The 18,984-nt window shown below is 73.6% G+C and carries 17 protein-coding genes; 9 read left to right on the top strand and 8 right to left on the bottom strand.

All coding sequences use genetic code 11. The features are described 5' to 3' along the window. The 3 genes from EES43_RS09605 to EES43_RS09595 form a co-directional block, all read right to left on the bottom strand. Positions 1-758, bottom strand: a 758-nt coding sequence (locus tag EES43_RS09605) for a hydroxymethylglutaryl-CoA lyase (RefSeq protein ID WP_241192360.1), incomplete at its 3' end; no start/stop codon positions are given. Beyond that, positions 755-2,698, bottom strand: a complete 1,944-nt coding sequence (locus EES43_RS09600) for an acetyl-CoA carboxylase biotin carboxylase subunit (RefSeq protein WP_206430018.1) — start codon at positions 2,696-2,698, stop codon at positions 755-757. The genes EES43_RS09600 and EES43_RS09605, both read right to left, overlap by 4 nt. Positions 2,699-2,705: 7 nt before the next feature. Then, entirely contained in the window at positions 2,706-4,328 is a 1,623-nt protein-coding gene (locus EES43_RS09595; RefSeq protein WP_124268348.1) for a carboxyl transferase domain-containing protein, read from the bottom strand. A 120-nt stretch (positions 4,329-4,448) separates the two neighbouring features. Here EES43_RS09595 and EES43_RS09590 point away from each other — a divergent pair, with 120 nt between their 5' ends. From EES43_RS09590 to EES43_RS09580, 3 genes are all read left to right on the top strand, one after another. Next, the gene (locus tag EES43_RS09590; RefSeq protein ID WP_124268347.1) at positions 4,449-5,069 is read left to right on the top strand and encodes an SACE_7040 family transcriptional regulator; all 621 of its coding nucleotides are present in this window, start codon (positions 4,449-4,451) and stop codon (positions 5,067-5,069) included. Positions 5,070-5,145: 76 nt separating this feature from the next. Then, on the top strand, positions 5,146-5,832 hold the full coding sequence (locus EES43_RS09585) for a GOLPH3/VPS74 family protein (RefSeq protein ID WP_124268346.1): 687 nt from the start codon (positions 5,146-5,148) through the stop codon (positions 5,830-5,832). A gap of 38 nt (positions 5,833-5,870) precedes the next feature. Further along, positions 5,871-6,671: a phosphatase gene (locus tag EES43_RS09580; protein WP_124268345.1), complete on the top strand. Its 801-nt coding sequence runs from the start codon at positions 5,871-5,873 to the stop codon at positions 6,669-6,671. A 25-nt stretch (positions 6,672-6,696) separates the two neighbouring features. On the opposite strand, the gene EES43_RS09575 is transcribed toward EES43_RS09580, so the two are convergent. From EES43_RS09575 to EES43_RS09560, 4 genes are all read right to left on the bottom strand, one after another. After that, positions 6,697-7,674 (bottom strand): cation diffusion facilitator family transporter, encoded by a 978-nt coding sequence (locus tag EES43_RS09575; protein ID WP_124268344.1) that lies wholly within the window; start codon positions 7,672-7,674, stop codon positions 6,697-6,699. A gap of 92 nt (positions 7,675-7,766) precedes the next feature. Then, the gene (locus EES43_RS09570; protein WP_124268343.1) at positions 7,767-8,924 is read right to left on the bottom strand and encodes an acyl-CoA dehydrogenase family protein; all 1,158 of its coding nucleotides are present in this window, start codon (positions 8,922-8,924) and stop codon (positions 7,767-7,769) included. A gap of 204 nt (positions 8,925-9,128) precedes the next feature. Beyond that, complete coding sequence (locus tag EES43_RS09565) at positions 9,129-9,488, bottom strand: hypothetical protein (protein WP_124268342.1); 360 nt, start codon at positions 9,486-9,488, stop codon at positions 9,129-9,131. Between the two features lie 90 nt (positions 9,489-9,578). Beyond that, positions 9,579-10,088 carry a MarR family winged helix-turn-helix transcriptional regulator gene (locus EES43_RS09560; protein ID WP_124268341.1) on the bottom strand — a complete coding sequence of 170 codons (510 nt, stop codon included), beginning with the start codon at positions 10,086-10,088 and terminating at the stop codon, positions 9,579-9,581. A gap of 331 nt (positions 10,089-10,419) precedes the next feature. On the opposite strand from EES43_RS09560, the gene EES43_RS09555 reads away from it, so the two are divergent. From EES43_RS09555 to EES43_RS09545, 3 genes are all read left to right on the top strand, one after another. Next, entirely contained in the window at positions 10,420-10,581 is a 162-nt protein-coding gene (locus tag EES43_RS09555; RefSeq protein ID WP_124268340.1) for a hydrophobic protein, read from the top strand. Positions 10,582-10,711: 130 nt separating this feature from the next. Next, positions 10,712-11,065, top strand: coding sequence for a PRC-barrel domain-containing protein (locus tag EES43_RS09550; RefSeq protein WP_124268339.1), 354 nt, complete (start codon positions 10,712-10,714; stop codon positions 11,063-11,065). A 199-nt stretch (positions 11,066-11,264) separates the two neighbouring features. Then, complete coding sequence (locus EES43_RS09545; protein ID WP_241192359.1) at positions 11,265-12,695, top strand: FG-GAP repeat domain-containing protein; 1,431 nt, start codon at positions 11,265-11,267, stop codon at positions 12,693-12,695. A gap of 113 nt (positions 12,696-12,808) precedes the next feature. On the opposite strand, the gene EES43_RS09540 is transcribed toward EES43_RS09545, so the two are convergent. Continuing rightward, a complete protein-coding gene (locus EES43_RS09540) occupies positions 12,809-14,389 on the bottom strand; it encodes a PucR family transcriptional regulator (RefSeq protein ID WP_124268338.1) in 1,581 nt (526 codons plus the stop codon). Positions 14,390-14,602: 213 nt separating this feature from the next. Here EES43_RS09540 and EES43_RS09535 point away from each other — a divergent pair, with 213 nt between their 5' ends. The 3 genes from EES43_RS09535 (at position 14,603) to EES43_RS09525 (ending at position 18,937) form a co-directional block, all read left to right on the top strand. After that, a complete protein-coding gene (locus tag EES43_RS09535; protein ID WP_124268337.1) occupies positions 14,603-16,093 on the top strand; it encodes a sodium:solute symporter family protein in 1,491 nt (496 codons plus the stop codon). Positions 16,094-16,262: 169 nt separating this feature from the next. After that, on the top strand, positions 16,263-17,258 hold the full coding sequence (speB, locus tag EES43_RS09530; protein WP_124268336.1) for an agmatinase: 996 nt from the start codon (positions 16,263-16,265) through the stop codon (positions 17,256-17,258). Then, positions 17,255-18,937 carry a thiamine pyrophosphate-binding protein gene (locus tag EES43_RS09525; RefSeq protein ID WP_124268335.1) on the top strand — a complete coding sequence of 561 codons (1,683 nt, stop codon included), beginning with the start codon at positions 17,255-17,257 and terminating at the stop codon, positions 18,935-18,937. Before speB ends, EES43_RS09525 begins: the two co-directional genes overlap by 4 nt. Positions 18,938-18,984 lie beyond the last annotated feature (47 nt).

Below are 18,984 nucleotides of genomic sequence, written 5' to 3'. Positions count from 1 at the left end.
CCCGCCGAGGCGTCCACGGTGGTGACTCCGTACCGGAGGGCGGCCAGGGTGTTGGAGAGCGCCTGGCCGTAGGTGTCGTGGAAGTGCACGCCGACCGAGGAGACGGGCACGCCCGCCCCGGTCAGCGCGCGGAGCAGCGCCGTGACGTGGCCCGGTGTGGCGACTCCGACGGTGTCGCCGAGGGACAGCTCGTCGCAGCCCAGGTCCATCAGCGCCTTCGCGACCCGGACCACCTGCTCGACGGGGACGGCCCCTTCCCACGGGTCGCCGAAGCACATGGACAGGTAGCCCCGTACGTGCACCCGGTCGGCCTTCGCGCGGGCCACCACCGGGGCGAACATGGCGAGGGACTCGTCGACCGTGCGGTTCAGGTTGCGGGCGGCGAACGTCTCCGTGGCCGAGCCGAACACGGCGATCGACCGGGCGCCGAGCGCCAGCGCCCGGTCCAGGCCGCGTTCGTTCGGCACGAGGACCGGCAGGGCCACCTCCCCGCGCGACGCGATCGGCTCCAGGAGCGGGAACAACTGCTCGGCGTCGGCCAGTTGGGGCACCCACTTCGGGTGCACGAAGCTGGTCGCCTCGATGGTGGTCAGCCCGGCGGCGGCCAGCCGGTGGATGAACTCCGCCTTCACCTCGGTCGGGACGACGCCCTTCTCGTTCTGGAGGCCGTCGCGCGCGCCCACCTCGTGGATGCGGATACGGGCGGGCAGGGCGGGGTCGGCGACCTTCATGGGCAGGGCGCGCGGGGTGGTCGTCATGCGTCCTCCTTCGGCGCCACCACGGCCAGGATCTGGTCCATGGCGACCGTGGCGCCCGCCGTGACGTCCAGTTCGGTGACGGTGCCGGCGTGCGGGGCGGAGATGACGTGTTCCATCTTCATCGCCTCGACGACGAGCAGGCTCTGCCCCGCCTCGACCTCGTCGCCGACGGCCACCTTCACCACGGTGACCGTGCCGGGCATCGGGGCCGCCAGGGTGTCCGCGCCGCCCCGGCCCGCGCCGCTCAGCGACGCCTCCACCGGGTCGTGGTCCCGCACGTGCCAGGTGTCGCCGTCGCGGCCGAGCCAGTGGCCGCTGCGGTGGAAGTGCCCGGTCACTCCGTCGAGTTCGACGGTGACCCGGTCCGCGTCCACCACCGCCGAGGCGGGCGCCTCCCGCGTCACCGGCTCCGCGCCCGCGACCCGCAGCGAGAACGCCGGCGGGAGCGGCGTGCCGCCCGTGCGCCAGCCGCTCGGCACGGAGAACGGATCGATCCAGCCGCCCGCGCCGGGTCGCGGGGTCAGCGCGTCGAGGCGGACGGCCGCCGCCGCCGCGTACACCTCGTCCGGCACCCCGTCGGGCACCAGTCCCTCCGCCTCGCGCTCCACCAGCCCCGTGTCCAGGTCGCCGGAGACCACGTCCGGGTGGGCCAGCAGCCGCCGCAGGAAACCGGCGTTGGTCGGGACGCCCAGGATCACCGTGTCCGCGAGCGCGGCGCGCAGCTTGCGCAGGGCGCTCGGCCGGTCGGGGCCGTACGCGATGACCTTCGAGAGCATCGGGTCGTACAGGCTGCCCACCGGGACGCCCTCGCTGAGCCCCGAGTCCGTGCGCACGCCACCGCCCTGCGGTTCGCGCAGGGCCAGCACCGTGCCGCCGGAGGGCAGGAAGCCGCGGGCCGGGTCCTCGGCGCAGACCCGGGCCTCGATCGCGTGGCCCGTGAGGGTGATGTCGCTCTGCGCGTACGGGAGGGGTTCGCCCGAGGCGACGCGCAGCTGCCACTCCACCAGGTCCAGGCCGGTGACCAGCTCGGTGACCGGGTGCTCGACCTGGAGGCGGGTGTTCATCTCCATGAAGTAGTACGAGGCGGGGTCGTCGCCCGGCACGATGAACTCGACCGTGCCCGCGCCGACGTATCCGCAGGAGCGCGCCGCCTGCACGGCGGCCTCGCCCATCGCCGCGCGCGTCTCCTCGTCGAGCAGGACGGAGGGCGCCTCCTCGATGATCTTCTGGTGGCGGCGCTGGAGCGAGCACTCGCGCTCGCCCAGGTGCACCACGGTGCCGTGGGCGTCGGCCAGCACCTGGATCTCGATGTGGCGCGGCCGGTCGATCCACCGCTCCACCAGCAGCGTGTCGTCGCCGAACGAGGCGGCGGCCTCGCGCCGGGCCGCCGCGATCTCCTCGGCCAGCACCGCCGCGTCGCGGACCAGCCGCATGCCCTTGCCGCCGCCGCCCGCCGAGGGCTTGAGCAGCACCGGGGTGCCGATCTCGCGGGCGGCGTCGGTCAGTTGGGCGTCGGTGAGGCCGCTGCCCGAGGAGCCGGGGACCACCGGGACCCCGGCCGCCGCGACCGTCTCCTTGGCCCGGATCTTGTCGCCCATCAGGGAGATGGCGGAGGCGGGCGGGCCGATGAAGACCAGACCGGCGTCCGCGCACGCCCGGGCGAAGCCCGCGTTCTCGGCGAGGAAGCCGTAGCCGGGGTGGACGGCCTGCGCGCCGGTGCGGCGGGCCGCCTCCAGCAGCGCGGGCACGGACAGGTAGCTCATGGAGGCGGGCGGCGGGCCGATCCGTACCGCCGTGTCCGCCTCCCGTACGTGCCGGGCGTCGGCGTCCGCGTCGCTGAACACGGCGACCGAGCGCACCCCCAGCTCGCGCAGGGTCCGGATCACCCGGACGGCGATCTCGCCGCGGTTGGCGACCAGAACGGTGTCGAACATCGTCATCTGTTCCTCACATCCGGAAGACGCCGAAGCCGGGCCCGGCCGGGTCCTTCTGGGGCAGCGGGGCGTTGGCGCAGGCGGTCAGGGCCAGTCCCAGCACCTGCCGGGTGTCCACGGGGTCGATCACGCCGTCGTCCCAGAGCCGGGCGGTGGCGTAGTACGCGTTTCCCTGGGTCTCGTACTGGGCGCGGACGGGGGCCTTGAACGCCTCCTCGTCCTCGGCGCTCCAGTCGTCGCCGAGCTGGTCGCGCTTGACGGTGGCCAGCACCGAGGCGGCCTGCTCGCCGCCCATGACGGAGATCTTCGCGTTGGGCCACATCCACAGGAAGCGGGGGCTGTAGGCCCGGCCGCACATGGAGTAGTTGCCCGCCCCGTACGAGCCGCCGACCACGACCGTCAGCTTCGGCACGCGGGTGCAGGCGACGGCGGTGACCATCTTCGCGCCGTGCTTGGCGATGCCGCCGGCCTCGTAGTCGCGGCCGACCATGAAGCCGGAGATGTTCTGGAGGAAGACGAGCGGGATGCCGCGCTGGTCGCACAGCTCGATGAAGTGCGCGCCCTTCTGCGCGGACTCGGAGAACAGGATGCCGTTGTTCGCGACGATCCCGACCGGGTGGCCGTGGATGCGGGCGAAGCCGGTGACCAGCGTCGTGCCGTACTCCGCCTTGAACTCCTGGAACCGCGAGCCGTCCACCACGCGCGCGATCACCTCGCGGACGTCGTACGGGGTGCGCGAGTCCACCGGCACCGCGCCGTACAGCCCGGCCGGGTCGGCCTTCGGCTCCTCGGCCGGCTCGACCGACCAGGGCAGCGGGGCGCGTTCGGGCAGCGTCGCGACGATGGTGCGGACGATCCGCAGGGCGTGCGCGTCGTCCTCCGCCAGGTGGTCGGTGACCCCCGACGTACGGGAGTGGACCTCGCCGCCGCCCAGCTCCTCCGCCGTGACGACCTCGCCGGTCGCGGCCTTCACCAGCGGCGGGCCGCCGAGGAAGATCGTGCCCTGGTTCCGGACGATGACGGCCTCGTCGCTCATCGCCGGGACGTACGCCCCGCCCGCCGTGCAGGAGCCCAGCACCGCGGCGATCTGCGGGATGCCCGCGCCCGACATCCGCGCCTGGTTGTAGAAGATCCGGCCGAAGTGGTCCCGGTCCGGGAACACCTCGTCCTGCATCGGGAGGAACGCGCCGCCCGAGTCCACCAGGTACAGACAGGGCAGCCGGTTCTCCAGGGCCACCTCCTGGGCCCGCAGGTGCTTCTTCACCGTCAGCGGGTAGTACGTGCCGCCCTTGACGGTCGCGTCGTTGGCGACGATCACGCACTCCCGGCCGCTGACCCGCCCGATCCCGGCGATCACCCCGGCCGCCGGGGCCGCGCCCCCGTACAGCCCCTCGGCCGCCAGCGGAGCCAGCTCCAGGAACGGCGAGCCCGGGTCGAGGAGGGTGTCCACCCGGTCCCGGGGCAGCAGCTTGCCGCGCGCCACGTGCCGGGCCCGCGCCTTCTCACCTCCGCCCAGCCGCGCCGTGGCGAGCCGCGCCGCCAGCTCGTCGGCGAACGCCCGATGCGCCGCCTCGTTGGCCTGCCAGGCCGACGAGGCGGGATCGGCCGCACTCGCCAGGACCGGTGCCTGCTGCATGGTGTCGAGCCCCCTTGCCCGTACCGCGATAGGGAAGAACCGCTGAAAAGGTGTTAATGAGCGTTAACGCGCCCTGCCCAGGTTAACGATCGCTAACGACCCTGTCTAGAATGAATCCCCATGAGCACCCATGCCGCCGCCCGCGTCGCGGCTCCCACCCGCCGCGAGCAGATCCTGCGGGAGGCCGCCCGCCTCTTCGCCGAGCGCGGCTTCCACGGCGTCGGCGTCGACGAGATAGGCGCCGCCGTCGGGATCAGCGGCCCCGGTCTCTACCGGCACTTCCCCGGCAAGGACGCGATGCTCGCCGAACTGCTGGTGGGCATCAGCGAGCGGCTGCTGGCGGGCGGCCGGCTCCGGGTGGCGGAGGACGCCGCCGCCGGGGGCGGCTCACCGCAGGCGCTCCTGGACGCGCTCATCGAGGGCCATATCGACTTCGCCCTGGACGACCGCCCGCTCATCACCCTCCACGACCGGGAGCTGGACCGGCTGCGCGACACGGACCGCAAGCGGGTGCGCCGCCTCCAGCGGGAGTACGTCGAGGTCTGGGTCGGCGTCGTCCGCACCCTCTACCCGCTGCTCCCGGAGAACGAGGCCCGCGTCACCGTGCACGCCGTCTTCGGCCTGTTGAACTCCACCCCGCACCTGGCCCGCCCCGAGGCGCTGCCGAACCGGGCGGCGACGGCGGCCCTGCTGCACCGGCTGGCCCGCGGCGCGTTCGCGGCGGCTGCCGTCGCGCCCTGAGCGGGAATGCGGCTGCGCGGGGAACCTCGCGCGGCGTGCTCGCGTCTTCCTCGCAAGGACCTACGGGGAGGTGCGGATGACCGTCACTCTGGGCGAAGAGATCATGCTGCTCACGCTGGACGACACGTCCGGCGCGGCCAAGGGGGAGTCGTCGGCGCGCTGGGGCGTCACCGGCGGCATCCTCCTGGAACTGGTCATGGCCGACCGCGTCACGGTGACCGGCGGCCGGATCGAGGCCGTCGACCCGGCGCCGACCGGCGACGCGCTCCTGGACGGGCGGCTGGAGCGGCTGGCCCGCTGGGCCGGAAAGCCGGCCGGCGGCGGAAGGAAGCCGTCCCGCGGCCGGAAGGCGGCCGACTGGCTGACCCGGGACCACGCCCACGGGGTCCAGGACGTACTGGACCGCCTCTGCGCCCGCGGTCTGGTGACCGAGGAGAAGCACCGGGCGCTCGGCCTCTTCCCCGTGCGCCGCTATCCGGAGGCCGACGGATCCGTGGAGCGGGAGCTGCGCGACCGGCTGGCGTCCGTCGTGGTCCACGGCGCGGAGCCGGACGCCCGTACGCGCGCCCTGACCGCCCTCCTGCACGCCGCGGGACTGCACCGGCAGGCGTTCCCCGACCTGCCGAAGAAGCGGGTCGAGCCGCGCATGGCGGCGATCGCCGAAGGGCAGTGGGCCGGCGACAGCGTGCGCGAGGCGATCCTCACCCTCCAGACCGTGATGACCGCGGTGACCGTGGTGACGGTGGTGACCGCCACCTCCTGATCCGGCGCGCCGGACGGCTCGGGCGGCACAATGGGGCCATGCCGATACCCAGCCGCGCCGCCCTCGTCGACCACCTCGTCCGTTCGCGTATCGCGGGGGACGTCGCGACCCCGCGCGACAACAACCTCTCCCACTACCGTCAGCTCGCCAACGGCGACCGCCACTACTGGCTGGGCCTGGAGCTGGGCGACCGCTGGACCGACGAGCAGGACGTGCTCGCCGTCATGGCCGAGCGGTGCGGTGTGAACGACGACCCGGAGCACCGGCAGGGCCAGGACACCATCGACCCGGAGCTGACGGTCGACGCGCTGGAGCGGATGGCGGCCCGGCTGCGCAAGGCGGCGGACGGCGAGGAGCGGGTGCTGTTCGCCACCGGCCACCCCGGCGGCCTGCTGGACGTGCACCGGCGGACGGCGGACGCGCTGCGCCGGGCGGGCTGCGAGATCGTCCGCATCCCGTCCGGGCTGACGGCGGACGAGGGCATGGTCTTCCAGTTCGCCGACGTCGCGATGCTGGAGCGCGGGGCGACCCTCTGGCACACCCACTCCCCGGCCCCGATGGCGGCGATCCTGGACGCCCTGGAGCACCGGGGCCGCCCGCTGCCCGACCTCGTCGTCGCCGACCACGGCTGGGCGGGCTGCGCCGGGCAGCGCGGTCTGGACGCGATCGGCTACGCGGACTGCAACGACCCGGCCCTGTTCCTCGGCGAGGCCGAGGGCGCCCTCCAGGTCACCGTCCCGCTCGACGACCACGTCACCGACCCGCGCTTCTACGACCCGATGACGGACTACCTGCTGGCCGCGGCCGGTCTGCTGCCCGAGGAGCCGCCCGCGGCCTGAGGCGGGAGCGGGGCGGGGCCGGGCCTCAGCCGTCCCGCTCCGCCGCCTTCCGCAGCCGCTGCCCGCGCCCCGGCGTCGGGTCCAGATACACCCGCCGGATCGAGGGGAAGCGCTCCCGCAGCCGGGCCTCCGCCGCCTCGCAGGCCCACTCGACCTCCTCGGCCGTGGAGATGTCCCGGAAGTCGACCTTCGCGGCCACCAGCACCTCGGTCGGCCCCTGGATCAGCGTGGTCAGCTCCAGCACCTCCACGATGTGCGGCACGGCCTCCAGCTCCTCGCGGACGCCCGCCCGCGCCCCCGGCGGCAGCGGCCGGCCGATGAGCAGCTGCGCGTTGGAGCGGCCGAGCACCCAGGCCACGTACACGAGCAGCAGGCCGATCAGGATCGAGGCGATCCCGTCCCAGACGCCGGAGCCGGAGAGCTGCCCGCCCAGCAGTCCGCCCGCGGCCAGCAGCAGGCCGATCAGGGCCGCCGAGTCCTCCATGACGACGGCCTTCACGGCGGTGTCGGGCGTGTGGCGCAGGTAGTACGCGTCCGGCACCGCCATCCGGGACGCCTCCCTGCGCACCTGCTTCAGACCGGTGCGCAACGAGAAGCCCTCCAGCAGGAACGCGAGGGCCAGGACGACGTAGGAGACGAGCGGATCGCCCAGCTCCTCGCCCGCCGCCAGCGTGTGCACCCCGTCGTAGACCGAGAAGACCGCGCCGCCGACGAACGTGGCGATGGAGGCGAGCATCGCCCAGATGTAGCGCTCGGGGCCGTAGCCGAGCGGATGGTCCTCGTCGGCCGGCTTCCCGCTCCGTTTCAGGGCGGTGAGGAGCATGACCTCGGTGACGGTGTCCGCGACCGAGTGCGCGGCCTCGGAGAGCATCGCGCTCGATCCGCTGATCAGCCCGGCGACGGCCTTGGCCACGGCGATGCCGAGGTTGGCGGCGGCGGCCACGATCACGGTGAACGTGGACTCCCCGCCACCGGACTCCGGTTCGGCCTTCGCGTCGCTCATGGTGGGGAGTATGTCCGACTCCGGGCCGCGCGGCCCGGCCTGACCGCGCGGCCCGCGCGGTCAGACCCTGGGGCTCGGACTCGTGCCGTGCTTTACAGGCCCATGGACTTGGCGATGATCGACTTCATGACCTCGCTGGTGCCGCCGTAGATGCGGTTGACCCGGTTGTCCGCGTACAGGCGGGCGATCGGGTACTCGTTCATGAAGCCGTAGCCGCCGTGCAGCTGGAGGCAGCGGTCGATCACGCGGTGGGCGACCTCGGTGCAGAACAGCTTCGCGGAGGCGGCCTCGGCGGCGGTCAGCTCGCCCGCGTCCAGGGCCTCCAGGGCGCGGTCGGCGACGGCCTGGGCCGCGTCGACCTCGGCCTGGCAGGCGGCCAGCTCGAACTTGGTGTTCTGGAACGAGGCGACGGTCTTGCCGAAGACGGTGCGCTCCTGCACGTACTGCTTGGCGAAGCGGACGGCGGCGGCGGCCTGCGCGTACGCGCCGAAGGCGATGCCCCAGCGCTCGGAGGCCAGGTTGGTGCCGAGGTAGCCGAAGCCCTTGTTCTCCTCGCCGAGCAGGTCCTCGGCCGGGACCTTCACGTCGGTGAACGCCAGCTCGGCGGTGTCGGACGTCTTCAGGCCGAGCTTGTCGAGCTTGCGGCCGACGGAGTAGCCCGCGGACGTGGTGTCGACGGCGAAGAGGGAGATGCCGAAGCGGCGGTCGTCCTCGCGCGGGGCGGAGGTGCGGGCGCAGACGATCACGCGGTCCGCGTGCACACCGCCGGTGATGAAGGTCTTGGAGCCGTTGAGGACGTAGTGCGTGCCGTCCTCGGAGAGCTTGGCGGTGGTCTTCATGCCCGCGACGTCGGAGCCGGTGCCCGGCTCGGTCATCGCCAGGGCCCACATCTCCTCGCCGGTGGCGAACTTCGGCAGCCAGCGCTTCTTCTGGTCGTCGGTGGCGAGCATCTTGATGTACGGCAGGCCGAGCAGCGTGTGCACGCCGGAGCCGCCGAAGTTGACGCCCGCGCGGGCGGTCTCCTCGTAGATGACGGCCTCGTACTTGTGCGACTCGATGCCGGCGCCGCCGTACTCCTCGTCCACCTCGATGCCGAAGACGCCCAGCTCGCCGAGTTTCAGGTAGAAGTCGCGCGGCACCTGGCCGGCGGCGAACCACTCGTCGTACACCGGCACGACCTCGGCCGCGATGAAGGCGCGGATGGTCTCCCGGAACGCCTCGTGATCCTCGTTGAATACCGTACGGCGCACGGGGTGCCTCCCTGGTCGGCTGTGGTGTTCGCCGGCTTCGCCGGGCGAGCGAGCATGGCTAAGCGCTTGCTCAGACTGCTACCGAAGTTACCCGGCAGTCACGGAGCTGTCCAGGGTGATGCTCGGCACGCGGGAGACTCCGCGGGAGCGCGCTCCCGCGCCCGCGCGCTCGTGCGTCACATCGGATGCCGCGCGTGCACCGCGTCAGGCGCAGAGGCGGCACGCGCCGCCGCCGCCCGGGGTCGTCGCCGGTCCGTGGCGGCGGCAGGACGGCAGCCCGGCGGTCACCGCCTCACGCCGGGGGCGGGGCCCGCCGTCCGGTGAGCGTTCGTCCCACAGGACCCAGGAGGACCAGAGCAGCACCGCCGACGAGGCCGCCATCAGCAGCATCAGCATCACGATCGCGTCGTACGGGCTGCCCGGGGTGGAGACCGAGAGGAGCAGCAGGAAGGCGAGGACGCTCGTGACGACGGCGAAGGCCGATCGGACGAGCCGGACGCCGGCTCGGGTGAGCCGCGCGCTCTTGCGGGAGGGGCCGGGACTCCGCGTGTCACCCAGGATCATGCCCTGCGTGTGCCCCTTGGCCGGGACGGCAATCCCGCGCGTGCGCGGGGCGGTCGCCGCCCGCCCGCCGCCTGCGCGGGCGTCACGAGGTCACGCGGAGTGCGCGGTGCCGGACGGCCCGGGCGGCGAGGACGCGTCCGGCCGGCCGGCCAGAACGGCGGCGCAGAGCACCTCCAGCCCCTCCGCCAGCCCCCTGCGGGCGTCCGGCGTCATCGTCTCCAGGACCGACGCCAGCTTCTCCTCGCGTCCCGCGCGCATCCGTTCGAGGTGCGACCTGCCCTGACTGGTCAGCCACAGCTCCACCTCCCGCCGGCTCGACCGGCTCGACGAACGCTGGACGAACCCGAGCGCCTCCAGCCGGTCGCACAGCCGGCTCACGGAGGAGGGGGCCGCGCCGGTCTTCGCGCCGAGCCGGCTCAGGTTGATGCCCTCGTGACGGTCCAGGACGGTCAGCGCGCGCAGTTGCGACGCCGACATGGAGGCGGCGGACGGCCCGTCATGCGTGTTCGTCCACAGCCCGTCCAGTACGTCGACCGCCACCCGCACGATCCTGGCCACCTCGTGCAGCCCGTCGTCGGAGCCGAACCGCTCTACGCCCATTCGCTGACACCCTCGGTCGAACTGTGTCCCCCATGCTGTGCGCCACGGCCCGTCGCTGCCGCTCCGGCACCAGCGCGAAGCGTGTCCTCATAGCGTTGACGCCTCAGCCCTTTCGAAACGCGGGAGGGGCACGAAAGATCTTGGCCGCAGGGCGCGTGGCCGGTCCGGACCGCGCCGGACTGGCCCGGTCCGGCCCGGACTGGTCCGGCCTGGGCTGGCCCGGACCGGTCCGGACCGTACCGATTTCCCGTGAAATCCATGGAGAAACCTACGAATTCGAACACATGGCCCCCGGCGTCCCGGGCATCAGGCTCCTCGGAGGTTGATAATCATGGTTCCCCTGCTTCTCGTTCTACTTCTCGCCCTCGTCCTTTTCGGTGCGGGATTCGCACTGAAGGCGCTGTGGGTCATCGCGGCCATCGTGCTCGTCCTGTGGCTGGTGGGCTTCGTGGCCCGGCCTAAGGGCGGCAATTCCCGCTGGTACCGCTGGTAGTCGGCGCCGCCGGCAATCGCCACGCGGTCCGCTTCTCCGCACCCAGGGGAATCCACGTGATTCCCGGCCGTGGCCGCCTGGGCCGCACACCGAACTCCGCTTCTCCCATTCCGTACCGAAGGAGTCATTCATGAGCGACAACCTGTGGGGCTACCGTCCGGACGCCGGTCACTCCGTCGGCACCGACCTGATCGGTTACAAGGTCGAGGCCACCGACGGCAGTATCGGAAAGGTCGACAAGCACTCCGACGACGTGACCTCCGCCTATCTGGTGGTGGACACCGGCGTATGGATCTTCGGCAAGCACGTCCTGCTCCCGGCCGGCACGGTCGGCCGTATCGACACGGGCGAGAAGAAGGTCTACATCGACCTGACGAAGGAACAGATCAAGGACGCCCCGGAGTTCGACAAGGACAAGCACCTGGGCGACTCCGACTTCCACCGGACCACCGGTGAGCACTACGGTCGCCACCGCCGCGTCTGAGCGGACGGGGCCGGCACGACTGCGGGCGGGGCGGAACGGAATCTCTCGTTCCGACCCGCCCGCAGTCGCCTTCCGTTCGATTCTCGTTCGGCCGGGATACAACCATTCGTCGTACCAGCGGTCTTGGCAGGTGCGGGTACCGCCCGCCACCCACTTACCGACCGTTCGTGCACGTTCGCGTGCAGCAGGGGGATGGACCTTGTCGTCTTATCGATTCCGCACCGCTTCGGCGGTCCTGGTGGCCCTCGGGGTCACCGTCGCCGGCGTACCGCTCGCCCTTTCCGCCACGGCCGCGCCCGCCGCGCCCGCCGCGCCCGCGGGGCCGCTCCAGCAGCGCGTCGACTTCAACGGGGACGGCTACGAGGACATGGTCGCCTCGGTGCCCGAAGGAACGGTCTCCGGAGTGAAGAAGGCCGGCTACCTCGCGGTCTACCTGGGTGACGCGAAGGGCATCAGCCCCTCCCGGCACCAGATCATCAGCCGGAAGACGCCGGACGTCCCGGGGGAGCCGCAGGCCGGCGGCCTCTTCGGGGGCGGCACGACCGCCGACGTCGACGGGGACGGATTCACCGACATGCTGGTGCGCGCGGGCGTCGGCGCTCCGGTCCTCCTGTTCGGCGGCTCGGCCGGGCTGGGCACGCGGGCGGCGGAGTTCGCGGGCCGCGGGAGCGCGGTGGGTGACTACGACGGCGACGGGCGCGCCGAGGTGGCGGGCGTCGGGGCCGGCGGGACCACGGTCGTCCTGTCCGGCGACATCGGCGCGGACGGTTCGGTGGGGAGCACCCGCACGGCCCTGACCGAGGACAGCGGCTACGGCTACTACCGGGGCGTCCAGGCCGTCGACATGAACAGCGACGGCAAGGACGACCTGCTCGTCAGCTCGGGCTGCGACGACGAGCCGGACTGCGGCGGGATGTCGCTGTACCTGTCGGACGGCGCCACGTTCACCTACGTCCCGTTCAAGACCGCGGCCGGGACCCTCCTGGAGCACTCCACGGTGACGGTCGGCTCGGTCAACGGGGACGCCTACCCGGACCTCGTCCACACCCGCAGGCCCACCGGCATGGACAGCGACGTGGACTTCCCGTCGAAGGGCGGCGCGCTGGCGGTCGTCTACGGCGGACCCCAGGGCCAGAACACCGCCCTGACGACGAAGTGGATCACCCAGGACGCCGCCGGGGTGCCCGGCGCGGACGAGGTGGGCGACCGGCTCGGCGAGAGCACCGCCGTCCGGGACCTCGACGGCGACGGCTACGGCGAGGTCGTCGTAGGGCTGCCCGGCGAGGACGTCGGCGAAGCGCCGGACGCGGGCGGGGTGCTGGTGTTCAAGGGCCGCTCCGGCGGGATCACCGGAGCGGACACGAAGGTCATCGGCCAGTCCACGGCGGACATCCCGGGCGTCGACGAGAAGGGCGACGGCTTCGGCGGCGAGGTCCACGTCGTGGCGGGTGCCAAGGGCGTCCCGGCCACCCTCGCGATCGGCGCGCCGGGGGAGAACGCGGGCCACGGCGGGGTCTGGCTGCTCAAGGGCGGCCCGTCGGGCCCGCTGGCCCCGGGCAGCGTCTCGTTCGGCGAGCAGACCCTCGGCCTGACTCCGTCCCCGGTCCGCTTCGGCGGCATCCTGGACTGACCGGCGCACCGGCCGGCCGACCCGAGCGGCCGGCCGGCCGCACCGTATCGCCCGCTCCCGCCTCCGCACTTCCGCCCGCGGGGACCCATCGCGTTCCGGGAGCGGGCCGCGTCTCACCCCCGCCGCAGCGCGAACCACAGCTCCGCCCGCACGTCCATGTCGTCCAGGTCCACGTCCAGCAACGCCGCGCACCGCCCGATGCGTTGGCGGACCGTGTTGCGGTGGACGGCCAGGGCCACGGCCGTACGGTCCCAGCTCCCGTGCAGGGAGAGCCAGCAGCGCAGGGTGTCGGCCAGCGGCGCGGTGAGCGGGGCGAGCAGTGCGCGGGCGTGGGCCGCCGCCAGGCCGGGCGGGACCAGGGCGGCGAGGCCGGTGACGGGGGAGTCCACCGCCAGGGCGCTGCGGGTCGCCTCCGCGTGGCCCAGGGCACGGGCGGCCTGCCGGTCGGCCTCGGCGAGCGCCGGGACCGGGGCCGGGGCGGAGACGCCCAGCGTCCATCCCGGCTGCTCGGCCACCTGCCGGCCCGCTCCCGCCCGCCCCGCCGCTCGCCGCCCGGCCGCTTCCCGCCGCGCGTCCGCCTGGTACGCCGCCTGCCGCCCCGATCCCTGCCGCCCGGCCCCGTCCCCGTCTCCGCCGTCACCCGGCCCTTCGTCCCCGGTCGGCAGCAGGACGCGCACCGCGTCGCCGCCCCGCCCGGCGTCCACCAGCGCCGAGCCGAGCGCCGCCCCGAGCGCCCCCGCGGTCAACGGGTCCGCGGGCGTGCCGTCCGCGCGGCGGGCGTGCACCACCGTCCACCGGTCGCCCCCGCCGCCCAGCAGCGGCGCCACCTCGGCCGGGGCCGCGCCCAGCAGCAGCCGGACGAGCGCGGCCGAGCGGTCCGCCGCGCCGGCCCCCTGGTGCCGTGCGGCGAGGAGGGAGAGCAGGACGACCGCGATCCCGGCCACCGTGTGGTCGCCGGACTCCCGCCGCCGGGTCGCCAGGGCCAGCACCAGCCCCTCGCCGCCGCCCAGCGCGTACGCGGACAGGTGCGCGCCGCCGAGGGCGTCGGTCGCCGAGGCCGGTGCGCCCGGCCGTTCGCCCGCGACCAGCCGGGCCAGCCGGGCCAGCGCCTCGCCCGCCTCCGGCGACGGGAGGGCCCCCGCCGCGTGCAGCACCTCGCCCCGCCCCGTCAGCAGCGCCGCCCGCCCCGCGAGCCGGTTCGCCAACTGGTGCAGGACGGCGGGCACCGGGTCCGGGCGGGCCGCCGCCGTCGCCAGGGCCTGCTGCGTGCTGGTCACCCGGCGCAGCTCGCGGTGGCGCGCCTCGGCCATCAGCCGCCACACCGCCCGCGCGATCGCGGTGAACGGGGTCCGGGGCGGCACCTCGACCAGCGGCAGCCCGTGGCGTTCGCACGCCTCGACCAGCGCCCCGGGCACGCTCTCGTGCACCGGGCGCACCCCGAACCCCAGCGCCGCCGCACCCGCCTCCACCAGCCGCGCGACGTACCGCTCGGCGTCCGTGAGCAGGACGCCCGCGCTCAGCAGCAGCTCACCGCCGAGGAGGTACGGATACGGGTCCGCCATCTCCGAGGTGTGGACCCACAGCAACTCGGCCTCCCGGGGCCCGGCGATCAGCCGCAGCCCCAGCTCCTCCCGGGCCAGCAGGCCGGAGAGCGGGACGGGCGGGGTCGGGGGCCCGGCGGGCGATTCCGGCACGTCGGTGATCCGATCGGTGAGGGCCGAGAGGGCGAGAGGGGGGCGAGAGGGGGCCGGCCGGCCGCCGTGAGGCGGACCGGTGTGGACGATTCATCCGGCAGGTGTGACGAGAATGGAGGAAACGTACACTTCAGCGATGTCTTTCGGCCACCTACCGTCTTCATCACACGCGAACCTGACGCGAACCTGTTGAGCGAGACGGAGGGAAAGCCCATGGCTGTCGACTACGCCGTGATCGTCGTCTACCTGGTCGGCATGCTGGCCATGGGCTGGTGGGGCATGCGCCGCGCCAAGTCCAAGAGCGAGTTCCTGGTCGCGGGCCGCCGCCTCGGCCCCTGGATGTACTCCGGCACCATGGCCGCCATCGTCCTCGGCGGCGCGTCCACCATCGGCGGTGTCGGCCTGGGCTACCAGTACGGCCTCTCCGGAGCCTGGATGGTCCTCACCATCGGCCTCGGCCTGCTGGCGCTGTCGGTCTTCTTCTCCGCGCGGATCGCCCGGCTGAAGGTCTACACCGTCTCCGAGATGCTCGACCTGCGCTACGGCGGCCGGGCCGGGATCATCTCCGGCGTCGTCATGTGGGCCTACACCCTGATGCTCGCCGTCACCTCGACCATCGCCTACGCCACCATCTTCGACGTCCTCTTCGACGTGAACCGGACCGTGTCGATCATCCTCGGCGGCGCGATCGTCGTCGCGTACTCCACGCTCGGCGGCATGTGGTCGATCACGCTCACGGACATGGTCCAGTTCGTCGTCAAGACGATCGGCGTGCTGCTGCTCCTGCTGCCCATCGCGGTCGTCAAGGCGGGCGGCTTCAGCGAGATGAAGGCCCAGCTGCCGACCGAGTACTTCGACGTGCTGGGCATCGGCGGCGAGACGATCTTCACGTACGTCCTGATCTACACCTTCGGCATGCTGATCGGCCAGGACATCTGGCAGCGGGTGTTCACCGCCCGCAGCGACAGGACGGCCCGCTGGGGCGGCACGGTCGCCGGCACGTACTGCCTGGTGTACGCGATCGCCGGAGCGGTCATCGGCACGGCCGCCAAGGTGATGTACCCGAACCTGGCCAGCGCCGACGCCGCCTTCGCGACGATCGTCAAGGACGAACTGCCCGTCGGGGTGCGCGGGCTGGTCCTGGCCGCCGCGCTCGCCGCCGTGATGTCGACCTCCTCGGGCGCGCTGATCGCCTGCGCCACCGTCGCCAACAACGACATCTGGTCGAGGCTGCGCGGCGCGGCGACGCGCGGCGGCGACCCGCACGACGAGGTGAAGGGCAACCGCGCCTTCATCCTCATCATGGGCATCGCCGTCATCCTCATCGCCATCGCGCTCAACGACGTGGTCGAGGCGCTGACCGTGGCCTACAACCTGCTCGTCGGCGGACTGCTCGTGCCGATCCTCGGCGGTCTGCTGTGGCGGCGCGGCACGGCGGCCGGCGCCCTGGCCGCCGTGTGTGTCGGCGGATCCGCGGTCATCGCACTGATGGCGGTGTACGGCATCCTCGCCAACCAGCCCATCTACTACGGCCTGCTGGCCTCCCTCGCCGTCTACGTCATCGTCTCGCTGGCCACCCCGCCGACCGACGCGGCCGTGCTGGCGACCTGGCGCGAGCGGTTGGCCGGGCGCGGCGGCCCGGAGGAGACGGCGGAGGCCGAGGCCCCCGCGCCCGCCTCCGCTCCCGCCCCCGCCGCTCCCTGAGCCGAGCGGACCGGCGGCGCGCCCGGCCCCCGACGGCCGGGCGCGCCCCGTTCCCCCGGGGCGCGCCCCGTTCCCCGGCCGCGTCCCGCGGCCGGGCGCGTCCGTTCCGCCCGGTCCGCACCCGCACACTTGATCCCGTACGACATCCGAAGGAAAGGCACTCCGCCCCATGAGCAGCACCCCATCGCCGCGCGGCCCCATCGACTCCTCGCGCGTGCCGCGCTACGCCGGGCCCGCGACGTTCGCGCGGCTGCCCCGGCTCGACGAGGTCGGCCGGACCGACGTCGCCGTGGTCGGTGTGCCGTTCGACTCCGGAGTCTCCTACCGCCCCGGCGCCCGCTTCGGCGGCAACGCCATCCGCGAGGCGTCCCGCCTGCTGCGCCCCTACAACCCGGCCCAGGACGCCTCGCCGTTCGCCCTCGCCCAGGTCGCCGACGCCGGGGACATCGCGGCGAACCCGTTCAACATCAACGAGGCCGTCGAGACGGTCGAGGCCGCCGCCGACGACCTGCTCGCCACCGGAGCCCGCCTCATGACGCTCGGCGGCGACCACACCATCGCCCTGCCGCTGCTGCGCTCCGTCGCCAAGAAGCACGGCCCCGTCGCCCTGCTCCACTTCGACGCCCACCTGGACACCTGGGACACGTACTTCGGCGCGGAGTACACCCACGGCACCCCGTTCCGCCGGGCCGTCGAGGAGGGCATCCTCGACACCTCCGCCCTCTCCCACGTCGGCACCCGCGGCCCGCTGTACGGCAAGCAGGACCTGACCGACGACGAGAAGATGGGCTTCGGCATCGTCACCTCCGCCGACGTCATGCGGCGCGGCGTCGACGAGATCGCCGACCAGCTCCGGCAGCGCATCGGCGACCGGCCGCTGTACATCTCCATCGACATCGACGTCCTGGACCCGGCGCACGCCCCGGGCACCGGCACCCCCGAGGCCGGCGGCCTCACCTCCCGCGAGCTGCTGGAGATCCTGCGCGGGCTCGCCTCCTGCCACCTGGTCTCCGCCGACCTGGTCGAGGTCGCCCCGGCGTACGACCACGCCGAGATCACCTCCGTGGCCGCCTCCCACACCGCGTACGAGCTGACCACGATCATGTCCCGGCAGATCGCGGCGCGGAAGGCGTCCACCACCGCGAAGGAGGCGCAGGCCAAGTGAGCCACGACCACGACGACCGCCCGCAGCTCACCCCCGCCCAGGCGGAGGCCGCGCTGAACCCGCCGCCCGGCCGCAACGGCGGCGACCTCGTCGTCGAATCCCTCCAGGGCCTCGGCGCGACCACCGTGTTCGGGCTGCCCGGCCAGCACGCGCTCGGCATGTTCGACGCGTTGCGCCGCTCCTCCCTCTCGTACGTCGGGCTCCGCGTCGAGAACAACGCGGGCTTCGCCGCCGACGCGTACGGCCGGATCACCGGCGAGGTCGCCCCGCTGCTCCTGTCGACCGGGCCCGGCGCGCTGACCTCGCTCGCCGCGCTCCAGGAGGCCGCCGCCGCCTCCGCTCCGGTCCTCGCGATCTCCAGCCAGATCCCGACCGCCGGGCTCGGCGGCGGCCGGCACGGCTACCTCCACGAGCTGCGCGACCAGCAGGCGTCCGTCCGCGACATCGTGAAGTCCGTCCACACCGTGCGCACCGCGTCCCAGATCCCGTCCGCGATCGCCGCCGCCTGGGAGTCCGCGCTGACCGCGCCGCACGGCCCGGTCTGGGTGGAGATCCCGCAGGACGTGCTGCTGGCCGAGACGGTCCTGCCGGTCGTCAGCCCCATGGACGCCACCCCGCGCGAGCTCTACCCGCGCCCCGAGCTGACGGTCGCCGCCGCGCACCTGCTGTCGAACGCCGAGCGGCCCGCGATCATCGCGGGCGGCGGCGTCGTGCGCTCCGACGCCTCCGGCAAGCTGCTGGCCCTCGCGGAGCGGATCAACGCCCCGGTCGTCACCACCTTCGGCGGCAAGGGCGCGTTCCCCTGGGAGCACCCGCTCTCGCTGCGCTCCTGGCTGGAGGACCGGCACACCACCGACTTCCTGGAATCCGCCGACGTGCTGCTCGTCGTCGGCTCCGGCCTCGGCGAACTCTCCTCGAACTACCACACGTTCCGGCCGCGCGGCCGGGTGGTCCAGATCGAGGCGGACGCCGGGAAGCTGGAGTCCAACCACCCCGGGCTCGGCATCCACTCCGACGCCCGCGAGGCCCTGGCCGACCTGCTCGAAGCCGTCGAGGAGCGTCCCGACCAGGACGCGCCCGAGCGGGTGCGCACGGTGCTGGAGAAGGTACGGGCGCGGATCGACGCCCAGGACCTCACCCTGGAGCAGCAGGTCCTCGCCTCCGTCCGCGAGGCGCTGCCCGACGCCTCGCCCAGCTTCTGGGACATGACGATCCTGGCGTACTGGGCCTGGTCCGCCTTCGACGCCCGCCGCCCCAACACCATGCACTCGGCGCAGGGCGCGGGCGGCCTCGGCTACGGCTTCCCGGCCGCCGTCGGCGCCGCCGCGGCCGACCCGACGACGCCCGTGCTCGCGGTCTCCGGGGACGGCGGCGCGATGTACTCCATCGCCGAGCTCGCCACCGCCCGCCAGTACGGCCTGCCCGTCACCTGGCTGATCGTCGACGACGGCGGCTACGGCATCCTGCGCGAGTACATGACGGGCGCGTTCGGCGAGGCCACGGCCACCGAGCTGGCCCGCCCGGACTTCGTCGCGCTCGCCGAGTCCTTCGGCGTCCCCGGCGTCCGTACGACGCCCGAATCGCTCGCCGCCGACCTGGCGAAGGCGCTGGCGGAGCCGGGCCCCTCCGTAGTCGTGCTCCCGGCCCTGCTGCGGATGTTCGAGCCGACGCACCTGTGACGGGCCGCCGCCCGCGGTGAGGGGCGGGCGGCGGGCGGGCCCCGGGA

The organism is Streptomyces sp. ADI96-02 (assembly GCF_003846185.1).
In the GTDB taxonomy this organism is placed as follows: domain Bacteria; phylum Actinomycetota; class Actinomycetes; order Streptomycetales; family Streptomycetaceae; genus Streptomyces.
Note: the sequence above shows the minus strand (reverse complement) of the source record. Positions and strands in the feature narration are given on the sequence as shown.

What these genes read in the sequence shown, in the direction of transcription:
- EES43_RS09600 (WP_206430018.1), bottom strand. Translation starts at nt 2,698, where the DNA reads ATGACGATGTTCGACACCGTTCTGGTCGCCAACCGCGGCGAGATCGCC.
- EES43_RS09595 (WP_124268348.1), bottom strand. Translation starts at nt 4,328, where the DNA reads ATGCAGCAGGCACCGGTCCTGGCGAGTGCGGCCGATCCCGCCTCGTCG.
- EES43_RS09590 (WP_124268347.1), top strand. Translation starts at nt 4,449, where the DNA reads ATGAGCACCCATGCCGCCGCCCGCGTCGCGGCTCCCACCCGCCGCGAG.
- EES43_RS09585 (WP_124268346.1), top strand. Translation starts at nt 5,146, where the DNA reads ATGACCGTCACTCTGGGCGAAGAGATCATGCTGCTCACGCTGGACGAC.
- EES43_RS09580 (WP_124268345.1), top strand. Translation starts at nt 5,871, where the DNA reads ATGCCGATACCCAGCCGCGCCGCCCTCGTCGACCACCTCGTCCGTTCG.
- EES43_RS09575 (WP_124268344.1), bottom strand. Translation starts at nt 7,674, where the DNA reads ATGAGCGACGCGAAGGCCGAACCGGAGTCCGGTGGCGGGGAGTCCACG.
- EES43_RS09565 (WP_124268342.1), bottom strand. Translation starts at nt 9,488, where the DNA reads ATGATCCTGGGTGACACGCGGAGTCCCGGCCCCTCCCGCAAGAGCGCG.
- EES43_RS09560 (WP_124268341.1), bottom strand. Translation starts at nt 10,088, where the DNA reads ATGGGCGTAGAGCGGTTCGGCTCCGACGACGGGCTGCACGAGGTGGCC.
- EES43_RS09555 (WP_124268340.1), top strand. Translation starts at nt 10,420, where the DNA reads ATGGTTCCCCTGCTTCTCGTTCTACTTCTCGCCCTCGTCCTTTTCGGT.
- EES43_RS09550 (WP_124268339.1), top strand. Translation starts at nt 10,712, where the DNA reads ATGAGCGACAACCTGTGGGGCTACCGTCCGGACGCCGGTCACTCCGTC.
- EES43_RS09535 (WP_124268337.1), top strand. Translation starts at nt 14,603, where the DNA reads ATGGCTGTCGACTACGCCGTGATCGTCGTCTACCTGGTCGGCATGCTG.
- speB (WP_124268336.1), top strand. Translation starts at nt 16,263, where the DNA reads ATGAGCAGCACCCCATCGCCGCGCGGCCCCATCGACTCCTCGCGCGTG.